Origin of the sequence: Gemmiger formicilis (genome assembly GCF_016901605.1) — a bacterium.
GTDB classification, from domain to species: domain Bacteria; phylum Bacillota; class Clostridia; order Oscillospirales; family Ruminococcaceae; genus Gemmiger; species Gemmiger formicilis_B.
The window spans coordinates 1-17,719 of sequence record NZ_JACJKP010000041.1 but is presented as its reverse complement, the minus strand read 5'-3'; the positions used below and the strand labels follow the sequence as shown (position 1 = coordinate 17,719).

At 55.8% G+C, this 17,719-nt stretch carries 18 protein-coding genes, 1 tRNA gene and 1 pseudogene; 12 read left to right on the top strand and 8 right to left on the bottom strand.

The genetic code is table 11. From position 1 onward, the window contains the following. From H6B10_RS05025 to pepT, 6 genes are all read right to left on the bottom strand, one after another. The coding region (locus H6B10_RS05025; protein ID WP_204650393.1) for a 3-oxoacyl-ACP synthase at positions 1–692 on the bottom strand (692 nt) is incomplete at its 3' end. Between the two features lie 23 nt (positions 693–715). After that, positions 716–1,687 carry an acetyl-CoA carboxylase carboxyltransferase subunit alpha gene (locus H6B10_RS05020; RefSeq protein WP_204650391.1) on the bottom strand — a complete coding sequence of 324 codons (972 nt, stop codon included), beginning with the start codon at positions 1,685–1,687 and terminating at the stop codon, positions 716–718. Then, positions 1,684–2,568 (bottom strand): acetyl-CoA carboxylase, carboxyltransferase subunit beta, encoded by an 885-nt coding sequence (gene accD, locus H6B10_RS05015; protein WP_204650389.1) that lies wholly within the window; start codon positions 2,566–2,568, stop codon positions 1,684–1,686. The genes H6B10_RS05020 and accD overlap by 4 nt, the downstream gene beginning before the upstream one ends. Before the next feature lie 35 nt (positions 2,569–2,603). Then, positions 2,604–2,831, bottom strand: coding sequence for an acyl carrier protein (gene acpP / locus H6B10_RS05010; protein ID WP_204650387.1), 228 nt, complete (start codon positions 2,829–2,831; stop codon positions 2,604–2,606). Between the two features lie 337 nt (positions 2,832–3,168). Continuing rightward, a tRNA-Gly gene (locus tag H6B10_RS05005) sits at positions 3,169–3,243 on the bottom strand. 172 nt (positions 3,244–3,415) lie between these two features. Beyond that, complete coding sequence (pepT, locus tag H6B10_RS05000) at positions 3,416–4,630, bottom strand: peptidase T (RefSeq protein WP_204650385.1); 1,215 nt, start codon at positions 4,628–4,630, stop codon at positions 3,416–3,418. Between the two features lie 181 nt (positions 4,631–4,811). Here pepT and H6B10_RS04995 point away from each other — a divergent pair, with 181 nt between their 5' ends. From H6B10_RS04995 to H6B10_RS04940, 12 genes are all read left to right on the top strand, one after another. Further along, on the top strand, positions 4,812–5,861 hold the full coding sequence (locus H6B10_RS04995; RefSeq protein ID WP_207751576.1) for a polysaccharide biosynthesis protein: 1,050 nt from the start codon (positions 4,812–4,814) through the stop codon (positions 5,859–5,861). Then, positions 5,851–6,999: an NAD-dependent epimerase/dehydratase family protein gene (locus tag H6B10_RS04990; protein ID WP_204650383.1), complete on the top strand. Its 1,149-nt coding sequence runs from the start codon at positions 5,851–5,853 to the stop codon at positions 6,997–6,999. The genes H6B10_RS04995 and H6B10_RS04990 overlap by 11 nt, the downstream gene beginning before the upstream one ends. Before the next feature lie 75 nt (positions 7,000–7,074). Then, a complete protein-coding gene (wecB, locus tag H6B10_RS04985) occupies positions 7,075–8,214 on the top strand; it encodes a non-hydrolyzing UDP-N-acetylglucosamine 2-epimerase (RefSeq protein ID WP_204650381.1) in 1,140 nt (379 codons plus the stop codon). A 1-nt stretch (position 8,215) separates the two neighbouring features. Beyond that, complete coding sequence (locus H6B10_RS04980; protein WP_204650379.1) at positions 8,216–9,454, top strand: glycosyltransferase family 4 protein; 1,239 nt, start codon at positions 8,216–8,218, stop codon at positions 9,452–9,454. Between the two features lie 9 nt (positions 9,455–9,463). Beyond that, the gene (locus H6B10_RS04975; protein ID WP_204650378.1) at positions 9,464–10,183 is read left to right on the top strand and encodes a glycosyltransferase family 2 protein; all 720 of its coding nucleotides are present in this window, start codon (positions 9,464–9,466) and stop codon (positions 10,181–10,183) included. Next, positions 10,180–10,533: a DUF2304 domain-containing protein gene (locus tag H6B10_RS04970; protein WP_204650377.1), complete on the top strand. Its 354-nt coding sequence runs from the start codon at positions 10,180–10,182 to the stop codon at positions 10,531–10,533. Before H6B10_RS04975 ends, H6B10_RS04970 begins: the two co-directional genes overlap by 4 nt. A 42-nt stretch (positions 10,534–10,575) precedes the next feature. Further along, positions 10,576–12,078 (top strand): MBOAT family O-acyltransferase, encoded by a 1,503-nt coding sequence (locus tag H6B10_RS04965; protein ID WP_204650376.1) that lies wholly within the window; start codon positions 10,576–10,578, stop codon positions 12,076–12,078. Between the two features lie 18 nt (positions 12,079–12,096). Further along, complete coding sequence (locus tag H6B10_RS04960) at positions 12,097–13,518, top strand: hypothetical protein (RefSeq protein WP_204650375.1); 1,422 nt, start codon at positions 12,097–12,099, stop codon at positions 13,516–13,518. Positions 13,519–13,520: 2 nt separating this feature from the next. Beyond that, positions 13,521–14,060, top strand: coding sequence for a hypothetical protein (locus H6B10_RS04955; protein ID WP_204650374.1), 540 nt, complete (start codon positions 13,521–13,523; stop codon positions 14,058–14,060). A 64-nt stretch (positions 14,061–14,124) separates the two neighbouring features. Then, positions 14,125–15,168, top strand: coding sequence for an acyltransferase family protein (locus tag H6B10_RS04950; RefSeq protein WP_204650373.1), 1,044 nt, complete (start codon positions 14,125–14,127; stop codon positions 15,166–15,168). A gap of 122 nt (positions 15,169–15,290) precedes the next feature. Then, positions 15,291–15,611 (top strand): PadR family transcriptional regulator, encoded by a 321-nt coding sequence (locus tag H6B10_RS04945; RefSeq protein ID WP_204650371.1) that lies wholly within the window; start codon positions 15,291–15,293, stop codon positions 15,609–15,611. 52 nt (positions 15,612–15,663) lie between these two features. After that, entirely contained in the window at positions 15,664–16,356 is a 693-nt protein-coding gene (locus tag H6B10_RS04940) for a hypothetical protein (RefSeq protein ID WP_204650370.1), read from the top strand. A gap of 71 nt (positions 16,357–16,427) precedes the next feature. Here the strand turns inward: H6B10_RS04940 and leuB are convergent, their stop codons facing one another. Continuing rightward, a complete protein-coding gene (gene leuB, locus H6B10_RS04935) occupies positions 16,428–17,498 on the bottom strand; it encodes a 3-isopropylmalate dehydrogenase (protein WP_204650368.1) in 1,071 nt (356 codons plus the stop codon). Positions 17,499–17,520: 22 nt separating this feature from the next. Next, positions 17,521–17,719 (bottom strand): annotated as a pseudogene (leuD, locus tag H6B10_RS04930) (3-isopropylmalate dehydratase small subunit); the annotation flags it as partial.

Sequence of the window (17,719 nt, the reverse complement as noted above, 5' to 3'; positions counted from 1 at the left end):
TCGTCCAGTGTATGATGCGTTGCATCCAGCACCGCGTGGAGGGTACGCGGCAGCGCATCTACCGCAAAACGGAACACCGCACGTCCGTCCATGCGGATGGGACCGCAGGGCGGTGTTTCAATAGCCATATCGCCCCGGGCGCCAAGATCCACGGCAAACTCTGCGTCTTCCGCCAATTCAAAAATTGCTGCGCCGGCCCCGTCGCCAAACAACACACAGGTATTGCGGTCGGTCATATCCATCAGACGGGAAAGCTGCTCGCAGCCGACCACCAGCGCATAACGGCGGGCATCCTGCGGCCGGGTAGCCAGCAGTCCGCGCGCCACCGCAGCGCCATAGATAAACCCAGAGCATGCCGCATTCACATCCAGCACCGGGATATCCTGCGCCAGGCCCAGTTCCTTCTGCACCAGGCAGGCGGTGCTGGGCGTTGCATAAGCACCCGAAAGCGTAGCGCAAACACAGCAGCCGATCTGTTCCGGCTGCAGGCCGCTGCGTTCCAGCGCCTGACGCGCTGCCGCAACAGCCAGCGTGGCCGCCGTCTGCCCTTCCTCACAAAAATGGCGCTGGCGAATGCCGGTGCGGGTTGTGATCCATTCGTCGCTGGTGTCTACCAGCTTGCTCAAATCATCGTTGGTTACCACACGGCCGGGCAGCGCCCCGCCGGTGGCAATCAGCTGCAAACCTTCCATAAGTTCCCTCGATCTATCGTGTGTCACAGGCCGATCTGCCGGTACTTTTTGTAACGCTGATCGGCCAATGCCTTGCCATTCATCTTGCACAACTGGGTAAGATGCCGTTCCAGTGCCGCATCTAACGATGCAAACAGCTGCTTGTGGTCCCGCTGCGCACCGCCCAGCGGTTCGGGGATGACTTCCTCCACGACGCCGTCCGCCAGTAGATCCTGGGCGGTCAGTTTCATGATGTCACAGGCTTCCCCGCTGCGGCTGGAATCTTTCCACAAAATACTGGCGAACCCTTCGGGGCTGAGCACCGAATAGACGGCGTTTTCCAGCATCAGAATCCGGTTGGCCACACCGATGCCCAAAGCACCGCCGCTGCTGCCTTCCCCGGTCACCACCGAGATAATGGGCACTGTCAGGCCGCTCATCTCGGCCAGATTGCGGGCGATGGCTTCGCCCTGTCCCCGTTCCTCGGCCTCTTTACCGGGGTATGCGCCCGGAGTATCGATGAAAGTGATGATGGGGCGGCCAAACTTTTCTGCCTGTTTCATCAGGCGCAGCGCCTTGCGGTAGCCGTCCGGTTCCGGCATGCCGAACCGGAAACGCATATTTTCTTCCAGGGTAGAGCCCTTGCGGTGCCCCAATACAGTGACCGGAATGCCCTTGTACCGGGCAATACCGCCGAAAATGCTCTGGTCATCGCTGCACTGACGGTCGCCCCGCTGTTCAAAGAAATCCGTAAACAGTTCACGGATGTATTCATCTACACGGGGACGGCCCTGGTGACGTGCCAGAAAGACCCGGTCCGCCGATGTCAGATTCCGGCACTGTTCCAGCAGCGCAGTCCGCCGTGCTTCCAGTTCTTCCAGCGATTCGCAATCTTCCCGAACCGTCGGTTCCTCGCCCAGCAGCTGCTTTTCCGCATCGTCTTCCGGTACAGGATTCCGCAACGCGTCGATGCGTTGGTCCAGAGATTCGACCTCTTTGAGAATATCTTTGATCATGCGCCGCGCTTCCTTCCTTGCGTATGCAGCTTGAGAAGCTGCGTGAGGGTCTGCTTCATTTCACCGCGAGGCACGACCTGATCCACAAACCCATGTTCCAGCAGATATTCCGCCCGCTGGAATCCCTTAGGCAGTTTTTCACCGATGGTCTGTTCGATAACGCGAGGCCCCGCAAACCCGATCAGTGCATCCGGTTCAGCCAGCGTAATGTCGCCCAAGCTTGCAAAACTGGCGGTAACACCGCCGGTGGTGGGATGGGTCAGATAGCTGATGTACAAGCCGCCTTTTGCCTGAAAGCGCTGAATAGCGGCGCTGGTCTTGGCCATCTGCATCAGACTGAAAATTCCTTCCTGCATACGGGCGCCGCCGCTTGCGGAGAAAATAATCAGCGGCAGGTGTTTATTGGTGGCGTACTCCACCGCACGGGTGATTTTTTCCCCCACAGCCGTGCCCATACTGCCCATAAAAAACCGGCTGTCCAGCACGGCGACCACTACAGGTACACCGCTGATTTTTCCGTAAGCCGTTACCACGGCATCGCTCAGGCCGGTTTTGGCACGCTGCTTTTCCAGCTTTTCCTCATAGCCGGGGAATGCCAGCACATTCTTTCCCTCCAGTTCGCCGTCCAGTTCCCGGAAGGTACCGTGATCCAGCACCATGCTCAAACGATAATATCCGCCCACCGGGTGATGATAGCCGCAGTTGGGGCAAACATACAATGTGCTGTCCCAGGTCTGACGGGTAGCGCGGCGCTCACACTTTTTGCAGGTGAAAAAATCCGGCGCGCGCCAACGGGGGTTATCGGTACCGGCTTCCCGCCGGGCTTTGAGCTGAAACGCCCGTTCCCGGGGGGTGAGGGCAAAAATCTTGCCGACATTCATGCGTGGAGTCCTCCTCTCCTTTGATTTGCCGCCAATCAGGCGTTCTGGGTCAGGTAGTTGAAGATATCGCCAACGGTCTTCATATTGCCCAGTTCCTCATCAGGGATGGCGGTACCGAACTTTTCTTCCAGCGCCATATTCAGTTCCACGGCGTCCAGGCTGTCGGCGTTCAGGTCGTCTGCCAGGCTGGCTTCCATGGTGATGGCGTCGGCATCGGCGTTCAGGGTTTCAACGATTACGTTCTTCAGTTCTTCGAAAGTCATGGGAATACGCTCCTTATGATTTGATATCAGTTTGTTCTGTCTGTAATTTTATCTAAATTTATTTAGCTAAAAATTACAGTATCATTATACGCCGGTTCTTGCATTTGTCAATATATTTATCTTAATTTTTTTAGGTATTTTTCTTGAGCCTTTTGCTTTTCCCATAAATGCACAAAAGTCTTTCTCTGTGCGCATTTCTTTTGTTTTTCTTTCACCACAGGCAGCAAAAAACCTCCTGCCCGTTTATAGGCAGAAGGTTTGGCACAGCGGTCTTTTCAAATTTGTTGGGAGTGAAAATGAAAAATCCCCACGACGGATTCCGTCGTGGGGATTGCTTTGGAGCAGGTGAAGGGAGTCGAACCCTCGTCCTCAGCTTGGAAGGCTGATGTACTAGCCGTTGTACGACACCTGCACGGTAATGAGTATTATACCCGCACAGGCAGCCGTTTGTCAAGAGGATTTTTTGTCGGAACAGCAACAGCACCGCCCGTTTGCGCTGTACTTTCCTTGTACGGCCCGCTATTTTCCCCCTTACTATATAAAGTAGAAAAATCCCCCGCCTGTTGGCAGAGGGATTCTTTTCTTTATTTATAAAGGTCTACCAGGTTGAGCAGAATCTCTACGCTCTGGTCCATCTTTTCTGCCGTAATGCACTCACACGGGCCATGGAAGTTAAAGCCGCCCGTACCGAGGTTGGGGCACGGCAGCCCCATATAGCTCAGGGTTGCGCCGTCCGTGCCGCCGCGGACCGGGCACTCGATGGGTTCCAGACCTGCTGCGCGAATCGCCGCACGGGCATTTTCTACCAGATGGAAATGAGGCTGGATTTTCTCGTACATATTGTAGTAGCTGTCCTGCACGTCCAGTTCTACCGTATCTGCGCCGTACTTTTCGTTCAGGCAGTCGGCAATATGCTGCATCTGTGCTTTGCGGGCCGCAAACTTGACGGCGTCGTGGTCACGCACGATGTATCCCAGATGAGCCGTAGTCACATCGCCCTGCATACTGGTCAGATGGAAGAAGCCTTCGCGGCCCTCGGTATGCTCCGGACGGGAGAATGCCGGAAGTGCCTGATGGAACTCGATGGCAATGTTCTGAGCATTGCGCATAGCGTTCTTGGCGCTGCCGGGATGCACGCTGAAGCCATATACCGTTACCACCGCAGCCGCCGCATTGAAGTTCTCGTAGCTGATCTCGCCCACATCGTCTCCGTCCACGGTATACGCATAGGCGGCACCGAAATGCGCCACATCAAACAGGCTGGCACCTTCACCGATTTCCTCATCGGGGGTAAAACCGATGCACAGTTTTCCGTGCGGGCGATTTTCTGCCTGAACACGTTCCAGCATGGTCATGATTTCTGCCACACCGGCCTTGTCATCGGCGCCCAGCAGCGTAGAACCGTCCGCCGTAATCAGGGTCTGTCCCTTCATTTCTTTCAGGAACGGGAACACCTCCGGGTCCAGCACCGCGCCCGTAGCAGGCAACGCTACCGGGCCGCCATCATAGTTGGGATGGAGCTGCGGCTTGACATTTTCTCCGCTGGCATCATCGGCGGTGTCCATGTGGGCAATAAAGCCCAGCGCTTTGGCGTTTTCCTGCCCCGGGGTGGCGGGCAGTGTGGCATATACATAGCAGTGCTCGTCCACATGAGCATCGGTCAGGCCCAGTTCTTTCAGTTCAGCCACCAGCTGGTTTGCCAGATCAAACTGACGGGCCGTGCTGGGATGCGTTCCGGAATTCGGGTCCGAAGTGGTATATACAGTAACATAATTGAGCAAACGTTCGTAAGCACGCATGAGATTTGCTTCCTCCTTAAAGGGGTGCGTCAGGCGCCCTTTGGTATATTGTAAGATAGTATACCACAAAAAGCAGCATTTTCCAAGGCGGTATACTTTTCAAATGTCGGTTTATGTGCTAAAATAGGGAAGATTATAAAGGAGATTTGCGTCTTAACGCATCATAAATAAGGAGGCCATCATGGCAAATACCATTTTCAAGGACAAAACGTTGCTGATCACCGGCGGTACGGGCAGCTTTGGCCATACCGTGCTGAAGCACTTCCTCACCACCGATATCGGCGAGATCCGTATTTTCTCCCGCGACGAAAAGAAGCAGGACGATATGCGCCATGAACTGCAGGCCCATTATCCTGACCATTACGAGAAAGTCAAGTTCTACATCGGCGATGTGCGCAACATCCAGAGCCTGCGGGATGTAATGCCCGGCGTCAACTTTATTTTCCACGCCGCCGCCCTTAAGCAGGTACCTTCCTGCGAATTCTTCCCCATGGAAGCTGTGCGTACCAACATTGAAGGAACCGACAACATGCTGCACGCCGCCATTGAGGCCAACGTGGAGCGCGTAGTCTGCCTGTCCACCGACAAGGCTGCTTATCCCATCAATGCCATGGGTATCTCCAAGGCCATGATGGAGCATGTCATCACCGCCAACGCCCGTGTTTCCGCACAGCGCGGCGGCCCGGTCATCTGCTGCACCCGCTACGGCAACGTTATGTGCAGCCGCGGCAGTGTAATCCCTCTCTTTGTGGAGCAGATCCGTTCCGGCAATCCCATCACCATCACCGACCCCAACATGACCCGCTTCCTGATGAATCTGGACGAGGCGGTGGATCTGGTCATGTTCGCCTTTGAGCACGCCAACCCCGGTGACCTGTTCATCCAGAAGTCCGACGCTTCCACCATCGGCGACCTGGCCAAGGCTGTGCAGAAACTGTTCGGTGACACCGGCACCCGTATCATCGGCACCCGTCACGGCGAGAAGCTGTACGAAACGCTGATGACCAAAGAAGAGCGTACCCGTGCCGAGGATATGGGCGGCTACTTCCGCGTAGCTGCCGACACCCGTGACCTGAACTACGACAAGTTCTTCGTCAAGGGACAGGTGCGCACCCAGGCGGACGAAGACTACACCAGCCACAATACCCGCCGCCTGAACGTGGAGCAGACCATCGAGAAGATCATGACCACCGATTATATCAAAGAGGAGCTGGCCAAAGATGCCCAATGACGCCCCTGCCCTTCCGCAGCCGATTTTAATCACTGGCGCCGGCGGTTTTGTCGGCCGCAATCTGGTAGCCACACTGCATGCCATGGGCTGCAAGGATCTTTTGTTGTTTGAGAAAGACGACACCGTGGAAACCCTGGCCGACTATTGCCGGCAGGCTACCTTTGTGGTTCATCTGGCGGGCATCAACCGCCCCAAAGACCCCAGTGAATTTTACAGCGGCAACGCCGGTCTGACCGACACAATGCTGCAGCTGTTGGCGGAGTGCGGCAACAAAGCCCCCGTTCTGGTGACCAGCAGCATCCAGGCCGCTCTGGATAATGACTACGGCAAAAGCAAAAAGCAGGCGGAAGATGCTATTTTTGCCCACGGAAACGCGCTGGGGTCCCCTGTTTATGTTTTCCGCATGGAGGGGGTATTCGGCAAATGGTGCCGCCCCAACTACAACAGCGTGGTCGCCACCTTCTGCCATAACATTGCCCGGGGGCTGCCCATTCAGGTCCGTGACCCTGCTTACGAACTGCCCCTGGTCTACATTGACGATGTGATCGACTGCATTCTGGACGCCATGCTGCACGGGCAGGCCCAGCGCGATGAGGAAGGCTACTGCCGGATTCATCCGGTTCATCGGGTCACCCTGGGGCATCTGGCCGAACTGATTGAAAGTTTTGCCGATGCCCGCCGGGGCAGCCTTGCTGTGCCGTTTCTGGCGGAAGGCAGCTTTGAAAAGAAGCTTTATTCCACCTACCTGAGCTATCTGCCCACAGATCAGTTTGCCTATGATCTGAACACCCACGCCGATGAGCGAGGCAGCTTTACCGAAGCGCTGCGCACCCCCGAGCGCGGGCAGGTCAGTGTGAACATTTCCAAACCCGGCATTGTAAAAGGAAATCACTGGCACCACACCAAGAACGAAAAATTCCTGGTCGTGCAGGGGGAAGGCGTTGTGCGGTTCCGCCGCATCGACAGCGACGAAGTGATCGAGTACCGGGTCAGCGGAAACAAGTTGCAGGTGGTGGATATTCCCTGCGGTTACACCCACAATATCGAGAACATCGGCACCGGAGATATGGTGACCCTGATGTGGGCCAACGAATGTTTTGATCCCGATCATCCGGACACCTTCTATTTGCCGGTATGAACCGGGAAGTTTGCCCCGCCGTTTTTGTGCGGCCGTGCCCGGTTTTTCCGATGATTTGAAAAGGATGTTTTATCTATGAACAAGCTGAAACTGATGACCATCATCGGCACCCGGCCGGAGATCATCCGCCTGAGCGCCGTCATCAAAAAGTGCGACAAATATTTTGATCAGATCCTGGTGCATACCGGGCAGAACTACGACTATAACCTGAATCAGGTGTTTTTTGAGGACCTGGGCCTGCGGGCACCGGACTTTTATCTGGACGCCGTGGGCAAAGACCTGGGCGAAACCATCGGCAATATCATTGCCAAGTCCTACGCCCTGATGGTGGAGCAGAAGCCCGACGCCCTGTTGATTTTGGGCGACACCAACTCCTGCCTGTCTGCCATTGCCGCCAAGCGGCTGCACATCCCCATCTTCCACATGGAAGCCGGCAACCGCTGCTTTGACGAGTGCCTGCCCGAGGAAACCAACCGCCGCATTGTGGACCATATCGCTGATGTGAATATGTGCTATTCCGAGCATGCCCGCCGCTACCTGAATGCGGAAGGCACCGCCAAGGAACGCACTTTTGTGACCGGCAGCCCCATGGCGGAAGTTCTTCACGCCAATCTGGAGAAGATCGAGGCTTCCGATGTGCTGGAGCGCCTGGGCCTGGAGCCCCGCAAATACATGCTGCTTTCCGCACACCGGGAAGAAAACATCGACACGGAGCAGAACTTCCTGGACCTGTTCACTTCCATCAACCATCTGGCCGAAACCTATGATATGCCGATCCTCTACTCCTGCCATCCGCGCAGCAAAAAGCGTCTGGATGCTATGGGGTTCCAGCTGGACGAGCGTGTCAAACTGCATGAGCCGTTGGGCTTCCACGACTACAACCATCTGCAGATGAACGCGTTTGCCGTCATCTCGGACTCCGGTACGCTGCCGGAAGAGTCCAGCTTCTTTACCAGCGTAGGACACCCCTTCCCTGCCGTCTGTATCCGCACCTCCACCGAACGCCCCGAAGCCCTGGACAAAGGCTGCTTTGTACTGGCGGGTATCCGTGCCGGCGGCGTGGAACAGGCTGTGCAGACCGCTGTAGCTATGAACGAAAACGGCGACGACGGCATCCCGGTTCCCTATTACACCGAAGATGTTTCCACCAAGGTGGTCAAGATCATCCAGAGCTACACCGGCGTGGTCAACAAGATGGTGTGGAGAAAATACTGAGATGGCCAAACGTATTCTTGTTGTCACCCAGCATTTCTGGCCGGAAAATTTCCGCATCAATGACATTGTGGAAGGCTTCCTGCAAGACGGGCTGGAAGTGGACGTACTGTGCGGCCTGCCCAACTATCCCAAGGGAGAATGGTTTGAGGGCTACAGTTCCCACGGTCCGTGGGAGGAACATTACGGTACGGCACAGGTGTTTCGCGCCAAGGAGTGGCCGCGGAAAGGCAACACCAGCATCAACATTTTCCTGAACTATGTAAGCTGGCCCCTGTATGCCGCCGGTGCCCTGAACCGTTTGCCGGGCGGTTATGACGCAGTGTTCTGCTTTAACACCAGCCCGGTCCTGATGTGCTGGCCAGCCATCCGGTATGCCAAAAAGCACAAAATACCTTTTACCAATTATGTGCTGGACTTGTGGCCGGAAAATCTTTACAGCGTTCTGCCGGTCAAAAATGCCCTGCTGCGCCGCATTGCGCAAGGGGTCAGTGATCTGCTTTATAAAAAAGCCGACCGTTTGATCGCCATGAGCGAGCCGCTGCAGCAGCGGCTTTGCCAGCGTACCGGCAAACCGCAAAGCGCGGTGGCGGTCATTCCGCAGTATTGTGAGGATTTTTACGCCATCCCACAGCCGGATGCCGCCCTGGAGGCACGCTTTGCCGACCGGTTCAATCTGGTATTTACCGGCACTTTCACCCCTGCGCAGAGTCTGGACATGGTCCTGCGGGCCGTGCTGGAGGCGCGCGCGGCGGGTGCAGAAAAACTGCATCTGTTGCTGGTGGGCGACGGCATGAGCCGTGAAAGCCTGCAGACCCTTGCCCGGGAACTGCAGGCAGAGGATGCTGTGACCTTTTACGGCAGCGTTCCCGCCAAGGAAGTGCCGAAATTCACGGCGTTGGCCGATGCACTGCTGATTTCCCTGTCCGATTCGCCGGATCTGGGCCTGACGGTCCCCGGCAAACTGGCCAGCTACATGGCAGCTGCCAAACCGGTTCTGGCCAGTATGAACGGAGCCGGTTATGCCGCCGTAAAAGAAAGCGGTGGCGGTCTGGTCAGCCCTGCCTGCGACCAGCATGCCCTTGCCCGGAATATGCTGGAACTGTACAGCATGACCACCGGGCAGCGCGCAGAACTGGGCGCCAAGGCAAAGAACTACTATTTGACCCATTATCACCGCGCGGAGTTGCTGCGCCAGTTGGAAACATTTATTTTGCAGGGCGGTACAGCCGCCCGGATGTGAGGTACACTTTTGGACGGAAAAATTTTGGTGCTGATTCCCTGCTACAATGAGGAAGAAAATATCGTCAACACCGTGGAACGCCTGAAGTCCACCTGCCCCGACGTTGATTTTCTTGTCATCAATGACTGTTCCACCGACGGCAGTGCCGCCCTGCTGAAAAGCCGGAATTATCCGTTTTTGGATCTGCCGGTCAACTTGGGGATCGGCGGCGGTGTTCAGTGCGGTTATCTGTACGCCGCCCGCTACGGCTATGATGTGACCGTACAGATGGACGGTGACGGCCAGCATGACCCTGCCTACCTGAAAGAAATCGTACAGCCGGTGCTGGACGGTCAGTGTGATATGTGCATCGGAAGCCGCTTTATCAAAAAAGAAGGCTTCCAGACCAGTTTTATGCGCCGGGTGGGCATCCGCTTCCTCAGCGGCATGATCCACCTTTTGTGCGGCAGACGGGTTCTGGATGTGACCAGTGGATTCCGCGCGACCAACGCCCGGATGACTGCGTATTTTGCCCAGCACTATGCCATTGATTACCCCGAGCCGGAAGCCATTCTGGCTGCCTGCCTGGCAGGCTTTACCGTCGGTGAAGCACCGGTGATCATGAAGGAGCGCCAGGGCGGTGTGTCCAGCATCTCCAGCTTTAAGAGTGTTTACTACATGGTCAAGGTATCCCTGGCGCTGATCATTGACCGCTTTTCCATCCATAAGACCCGGAGGGACCAAGCATGACCGCACAACTGCAATTTTTTATGATATTGGGCGCTGTTGCTTTGCTGCTTATCATTTTTGCGTTTCTTAAACGTGGATTGATGAGCGTAAAGTACAGTCTGCTCTGGCTGGCGCTTGCCGTGGGCCTTGTGATTTTTGCCCTGTTCCCCTATGTGGTTTATGTGCTGCGCGATTTGCTGGACATCGAAATGCCGGTGAACCTGGTGTTTTTCCTGATGTTCTGCTTTGTGCTGGTGGTTTTGCTGTCCCTGAGCATTGCCATCAGCCAATTGGCCGACAAATGCAAACGGCTGACACAGGCCAACGCCATTTTGGAAAAACGTGTTCGTGATCTGGAAGAGAAGCAATAACCTTGCGGTGGGTTATCGGTTGAGCAAACGGAGAGAATGAGTATGACAATCACTTGGGAGCAGGTCCTCGCTTTTTTGAGTGAGGACCAGACAATGACGATTACTTCATTGTTATTTCTTGCTTTTTTTGCGGCAACGGCGCTGATTCATTATGCTTTACCACGCATAGCACGCCCGTACTTTTTATTGGCGGCCAGCTATGCGTTTTTCTGCTACGACCCTGCCAACCGTCCGTTGGTGTGGGTACTGCTGGGGGCCACGCTGGTCACCTGGCTATGCGGGTTGATCATCGGCCGCATCAAATCCAAACCGGTGCGCATCATTGCACTGCTGGTTGCCATTGCTGGCGGCATTGGTGTGCTGATCTATTACAAATACTGGAACTTGCTGGCCGACAGCCTGGGCGGCAGCTGGTTGTCTCACCGGGACAATCTGCTGGCTCCCCTGGGGCTGAGTTACTTTACCTTTGCGGCGCTGAGTTATACCATCGACGTATACAAACGCCGCTGCCGGGTGGGAACCAACCCGTTCCACTACGCATTGTTTGTAAGCTTCTTCCCCACGCTGATCAACGGCCCCATTGAACGTTACCCCCAGCTGCGGCCGCAGATCCAGAAGAGTCGCCGCTTCAGCTATAACCGCTGTGCCGGCGGTGCCTTCCGTATGCTGTGGGGCTACACCAAAAAGATGGTGCTGGCCGACAATCTGAGCCATTATGTTTCCCTTGTGTATGGCGATTCTTCCAGCATGAGCGGCCCCAATCTGGTGGCGGCAACGGTGCTGTTCGCCATCCAGCTGTACATGGACTTCTCCGGCTGCTGTGACATTGCTCTGGGGGCCGCGCGTATTCTGGGCTATGACCTGATTGAAAACTTCCACGCGCCTTTTGAGTCCCGCAGTTTTGGCGAATTCTGGCGTCGCTGGCATATTTCCATGACCGGTTGGTTCCGGGATTATGTCTATTTTTCCCTGGGCGGCAGCCGCTGTGCCCCCTGGCGCCACTACCTGAATATCGTCATTGTCTTCCTTTGCTCCGGCCTTTGGCACGGCGCAGACTGGCGGTATCTGGTCTGGGGCCTGGCCTGCGGCCTGATTTCGGCGTTTGGCGCCATGACCGCCAAACCGCGGCGCAGCCTGGAACGCTTCAATCCCCTGTACCGTGCCAAATGGTTCAAATCTCTGTGGCAGATCGTATGCACCAATATTCTGTTCTGCTTCACGTTGGTCTTTTTCGCCAGTGCACTGTACAACACTGACCCCTTTGCCATTTACGGCGATATGCTCCAGGGCTGGCAGGGTCTGGCCGGAAGCTGGCATCAGGTAACTTCTCTGATTTACGACAGCGGCATCGACGGTCGTCTGCCGGTGGTACTGCTCTTTGGCTGCTTCGTGGTTTTTGCCGTGGAGCATTACAGCCAGAACGTAGCTGCCTGGATTCGCAAACAGGTATGGCCACTGCGCTGGACACTGTATTACGCGGCTGCCTGTGCCATCCTCTTTTTTGCTGCGTTTGGCCAATCGGCATTTATTTACCAGCAATACTGATGAAAGGCGGTGTATAAAATGTCTGCAAAATCCCCTACCCCCATCCCCGCACCGCCTGTAAAAATTCAGCGCGGTGCCCCCACCGCCACACCGGTACGGCCGCGCAAAAAGAAGCGCCGCAATCCCCTGATCTGGTTTTTACAGGGACTGGTCCGGCGGCTGTATTTCGGACTGAAAACCGGCATCAAATTTTTGTTCCTGGTTCCCATTCTGGTCTTTATGGTGGCGTTCAGCTACAATGTAGACCGCAGCGGCCTGTTTCAAGGTGCTCTGGCGCCCCGCCGCATCGTAGATCTGATGCTGGAAGGATACGACGTGACGAACTTCGAGCAGATGGACGAACGCCAGGTTGTACAATTGTATGCGCAGGATGTTCCTGATGCGCCGGAAGCTATCGGCATCGGTTCCAGCCGTGTGCTGCAGTTTAACCGCGAAAACACCGGTGTAGACAGCTTTTTCAACATGGGTGTGACCGGCGCCGACGTACGCGACAATATGACCAGCTATTACAAGATGGTCAGTTACGGAAAAACACCCAAAGTTCTGCTTTGGAGCCTGGACCCCTGGGTGTTCTACGGCAGCGAAGCGGCCTTTGATTCCCGCGCCGATGCCGACCTGTACAACGAATTTTTGACCAAGGTTCTGAACGTTCCTACCGATTACGAAGAACCCGACAAGGTGGAACTGTGGCGCGCACTGGCCGACCCCGCCTACTTCCAGGGCAACGTGGATTACTACGTAAAGAACCACGGTCAGGCAACCGTAACCGATGACGAAGGCAACACTATTGAATTCAACCCTGTAGAGGGCGATCCGTACAACCAGACCACCACCATCAAGCGCTCGGACGGCAGCGTTTTGTACGATGTAGCCTTCCGCAGCCAAAGCGCTGACCAGATCCGCACCCTGGCCGCCGAAGCCTGTATGAGCTTTAACAGCGTACATATGGAAGGCTTCGACGCCATGAGCGATACCCAGATGCAGGCTTTTGATTCCTTCATCAAGTATGCACAGTCCCAGGGAACAACGGTGATTCTGGTTCTTTCGCCCTGGCACCCGTATCTGTACGGATATCTGCTGACCGAGCCTGACAAGCACAAGGGATTTTTCCAGGTAGAAAACTGGGTACGCCAGTATGCAGCCGACAACAACATTCCGCTGTACGGCAGTTACGACCCGGAATGCATTGAAGGTTTGCAGGAAACAGATTTCTTTGACGGTCTGCATTGCTCCGGTACCGGCATCGAACGGTTCTTCCCCGGCATTCCGCAGGTTTTGCAGGACCTGGAAAACGGCACTTTGCCCGACCCGCTGGCAGTACAGCCGCGCACCAGCCTGGAAACCGAAGCCCCTAGCGAGGAAGATGGCGAAGCGGCTGAAGAAACCGAATCCGAATCCACCGCCGAGAGTGATACCGAAACCACCACACAGGAGGGATGATCATGGCACTTCTTTCGTTGGGACGTTTTCACCATCGCCCGTTGATTTTGGGCAAGGGCGGTTTTGGCCGCCAACTGGCCGACTGGCTGGAAGAAGAAGGTTGGGGCACAGCCGAATTTTTGGATGACAACGCCCCCGGCTGTGCCGGCGCGCTGCGGGACTATGCCGATCCCGCCCTTCTGAAACCCGGTCGTGCCGCTTTTGTGGCCCTTGGCGATAACAAGCTGCGGGTAACCTTGCTGCAAAAACTGGCTGCTGCCGGTTACGAAACCCCGGTTTTCCTCAGTGCGTCCGCTTCCATCAGCCCCAGCGCGGTGCTGGAACCCGGTTGCGTGGTACTGCCCCAGGCTTATGTGGGAGCCGGTGTTCATCTGGGCATCGGCTGCATCGTAAACGGCGGTGCGATCGTAGATCACGATGCAAGGCTGGGGCGCGGCGTTCATGTGGCGCCCGGCGGCATTGTAAAGGCGGGTGCGGACGTGGCTGCCTTTACCAAAGTAGATTCCGGTGAGATCATTCACTCCCCCTGGGAGTCTGTCTGATTCTCACAACGCTCAAACGCGGACTGGCCATCAGCCCGCGTTTTTTCGATAAGGAGGTATTTCCTTGGCTGACAGGCAAAGCGCCGCTCCGCGGCGGGATTACATTGACATCTTAAAAGGCTTGGGAATTCTGCTGGTAGTGTTCGGTCATTTTATGGAACAATACCGCCTTGGCTCCCACTTGATTGGTGCCACCTTCATCACCATCTACTGGTTCCACATGGCTTTGTTCTGCATGTGCAGCGGTCTGGTGGCTCATTTCAGTCTGCGCAAGCTTATCACCCAGCAACTGTGGCTGTATCTGCTGGGACAAGCCCTTATGCTGGCATTCCGTGCGATCGTTTTGCGGGAAGATTTTGCCGCTTCCGGTGGTTTGCTGGCGGCGTTTCTGCTCCCCTGGCGGCACATGTGGTACTTGTATGCGTTGCTTTTCTGGCATCTGACGCTGCCGGTACTGACCTTTCTGCGGGACAAGCTGCGCCTGGGTGGCGCAGTGCTGGGCCTGGCTTTGTCCGTAGCCATCAGCCTGTGGGCCGGTACCATTGACTGGCCCTTTACGCTGGTACGGGTCTTTGCCTTTTACCCCTTCTATGCGTTTGGTGTTTTGTTCCGTCCCCAGATCGACCTGCTGGATCGGGCAGCTTCCCGTTTTTGGGCAGTGCGGGTCGTTCCTGCGCTTTTGCTGCTGGCCGGTTACGGGTTCCGGTTCTGGCAAATGATGCAGTATGAAGGACAGTTGAGCGAAAGCGCCAAAATCTTCAACGACGTGGCTTACGGCGAAGGCTACACCATGGCCGACCGTGCCGTGTTCCTGCTGGTGGGTATCGTAACCAGTGTTGGATTGGTGGCAGCCCTGGGCAACTGCCGGATGCTTGCTCCCTTGGGCATACGAACACTGGCCATTTATCTGTTGCACATGCCTATTCTGACCTTTTTGGTGGACCTTGGGTTTTACGAGCCTGCACGCCAGATGCCGGTACCGGTGATCGTGGCCTGGGTACTGCTGGAAGCCCTTGGTTGCCTGTGCATTTTGAACAGCGAACCAGTCAACTGGGCGTTCAACTGGCTGGCCAACTTATGGTATAAACCACGAAAGAAAACATCCTGATACTGCAAAACAACGGCGGCCTGCAGGCCGCCGCTTTTTTATGGTTTCTATTGACAAGCAAACTGCCTTGCGATACAATATAGCCAAAGAACTTGGTAATGCAAGGTAGTGGAGGTGATGCCATGTTTGACCGTGCCCAGTTGCGTAAAGGCACGCTGGAAGGTTGTATCCTGAAAATCATTGACCGGGAGCCCACCTACGGGTATGCCATTGCCACCACCTTGCGGGAAAGCGGCTTTGCCGATCTGACAGAGGGCACCCTCTATCCCCTGCTACTGCGTCTGGAACGCAAAGGATTGATTCGGGCGGAATACCGGGCCGGACAGGGCGGCCCCAGCCGCAAGTACTATACCCTGACTCCCGAGGGCCAACAGTACTTGGAAGAATTTATGGCAGCCTGGCGGGAAACGGCTGCCGGCATCGACGCCATTTTGCGCGGGTAAAAGATCGTTTCGCGGTTCGTTTCGTATGTGACCTGAAAGGATGGGACCGAGTATGCTGTTCAAAAACCAATATACGATGCTCAAAAAAGCCAACGATATGAGCGTGAAGACGCTGAACGCCGAGAACCGTGCGGCATTGAAGGAAATCTCCTGTTACTTGCTGTACATGACCTGGAACTGTTATGAGATCGAACGCATCCGCAAAGATATGATCGAGATTGCCGCCCGCTGCGAACTGGAGGGCCGCACTTTGCGGGAGGAAATAGGCGGCGATACCGCCCGGTTCCTGCTGGAGATGGCCCCCGATCTGCCCCGGGGTACGCCGCTGGACTATGTCTGCATCTGGTATCCCCGATGGTATGGGATTTTCATCCCCTTGTACCTGCTGATGGCTCTGCTTCCCGGCAGCCGACCGCTCAATTTGATGCAAACACTAGTTGGCCCCTTCCGCTTTATGATTTTTCTTGCCATCTGGGGTTGGTTTCGGCGTATGGAACTGAAAATCAGAATCCGTTATGGCTGCAAAGCGCAAGTTCTATGGCTTTTGCTTATGCTGGCAGTCTTTTGGGCCGCCACGATTCCACTCTCTTCCTACATTATTCAGCAGTTTCCCGCTACCATCAGCGGCCTGGGCGCCACGCTTTATGAATTGTTGTGGGTTATCGCCTGCCAGCTCTGGCAAAATTTTTACTACAACCGCTGTGCCGCCCGGCACCCCTGGCAGGGAACACCTCGTACCGCATGACATTCCCGTAAAAGCATTCCTATAGAAAAGCCCCGGTTCCCTTGGGAACCGGGGCTTTATTGATATTTTGGTCAGATTTCCGCCAAAATGGCATCGCCCATGGCAGTGCAGCCCACCTGGGTGCAGCCTTCCGCCATCATGTCGGCGGTGCGCAGACCTTTGTCCAGTACCGCATTGACGGCAGCTTCGATCTCATCCGCCTCCGCGGGCATATCGAAGCTATAGCGCAGCATCATGGCCGCAGACAGAATGCATGCAATGGGGTTGACCACATCCTGCCCGGCAATATCGGGGGCAGAACCGTGGATGGGCTCATACAGGCCGCAGGTTCCCTCGCCCAGCGAGGAGGACGGTACCATACCAATGCTGCCGGTGATCTCGCTGGCTTCATCGGAGAGGATATCACCGAACATATTTTCGGTCACGATCACATCGAACTGCGCGGGATTCTTGCAAATCTGCATGGCGCAGTTATCCACAAACATCTCGCTGTACTCCACTTCCGGGTACTCTGCCGCCAGACGGTGCATAACCGCTCGCCACAGGCGGCTGGTATCCAGCACGTTGGCCTTATCCACGCAGGTGAGTTTTTTGCGGCGCTTCATAGCCGTTTCAAAGCCGATGCGCCCGATACGCTCAATCTCGTGTTCCGCATAGGGCATGGTATCCACGGCTACCTTTTCACCGTTTTCCTCATAGGTCTTGTGCTCACCGAAGTAAACACCACCGATGAGTTCCCGCACCACGATAAAGTCAATGCCCTTTGCCACAATTTCCGCTTTCAACGGGCTGGCAGCTGCCAGCTGGGGCCAGATCTTGGCCGGACGGTTGTTGGCATACAGCCCCATACCGGCACGCAGGCGCAGCAAGCCTTTCTCGGGCCGCTTATCACCGGGCATCCCCTCCCACTTGGGACCGCCGATGGCACCCAGCAGCACACTGTCCGATGCTTTGCATTTTTCCAGTTCCGAGGCAGGCAGCGGGTCCCCGAACTTGTCGATAGCCTCGCCGCCCATATAGGCACGGGTGTAGGTAAAGGTATGGCCGTGTTTGGCGGCAATCTTGTCCAGCACACGCACCGCCTGCGTGACGATCTCGGGGCTCGCACAATCCCCATAGATCAAAGCAATGTTCTTGTTCATCGGTTTCTCCCTCTCGCGACACTTATTTCAGGCTGTTCATCAGGCCGCCCTTGGCGATGATGTTCTGGATAAAGGGCGGGAACGGCGCAGCCTGAAAAGTCTGGCCCGTGGTTTCATCGGTAATAACACCGGTATCAAAATCAATTGCCACCACATCCCCTTCCGAGATAGCCTCGCTGGCAGCAGGGCATTCCAGGATGGGCAAACCAATATTGATGGCG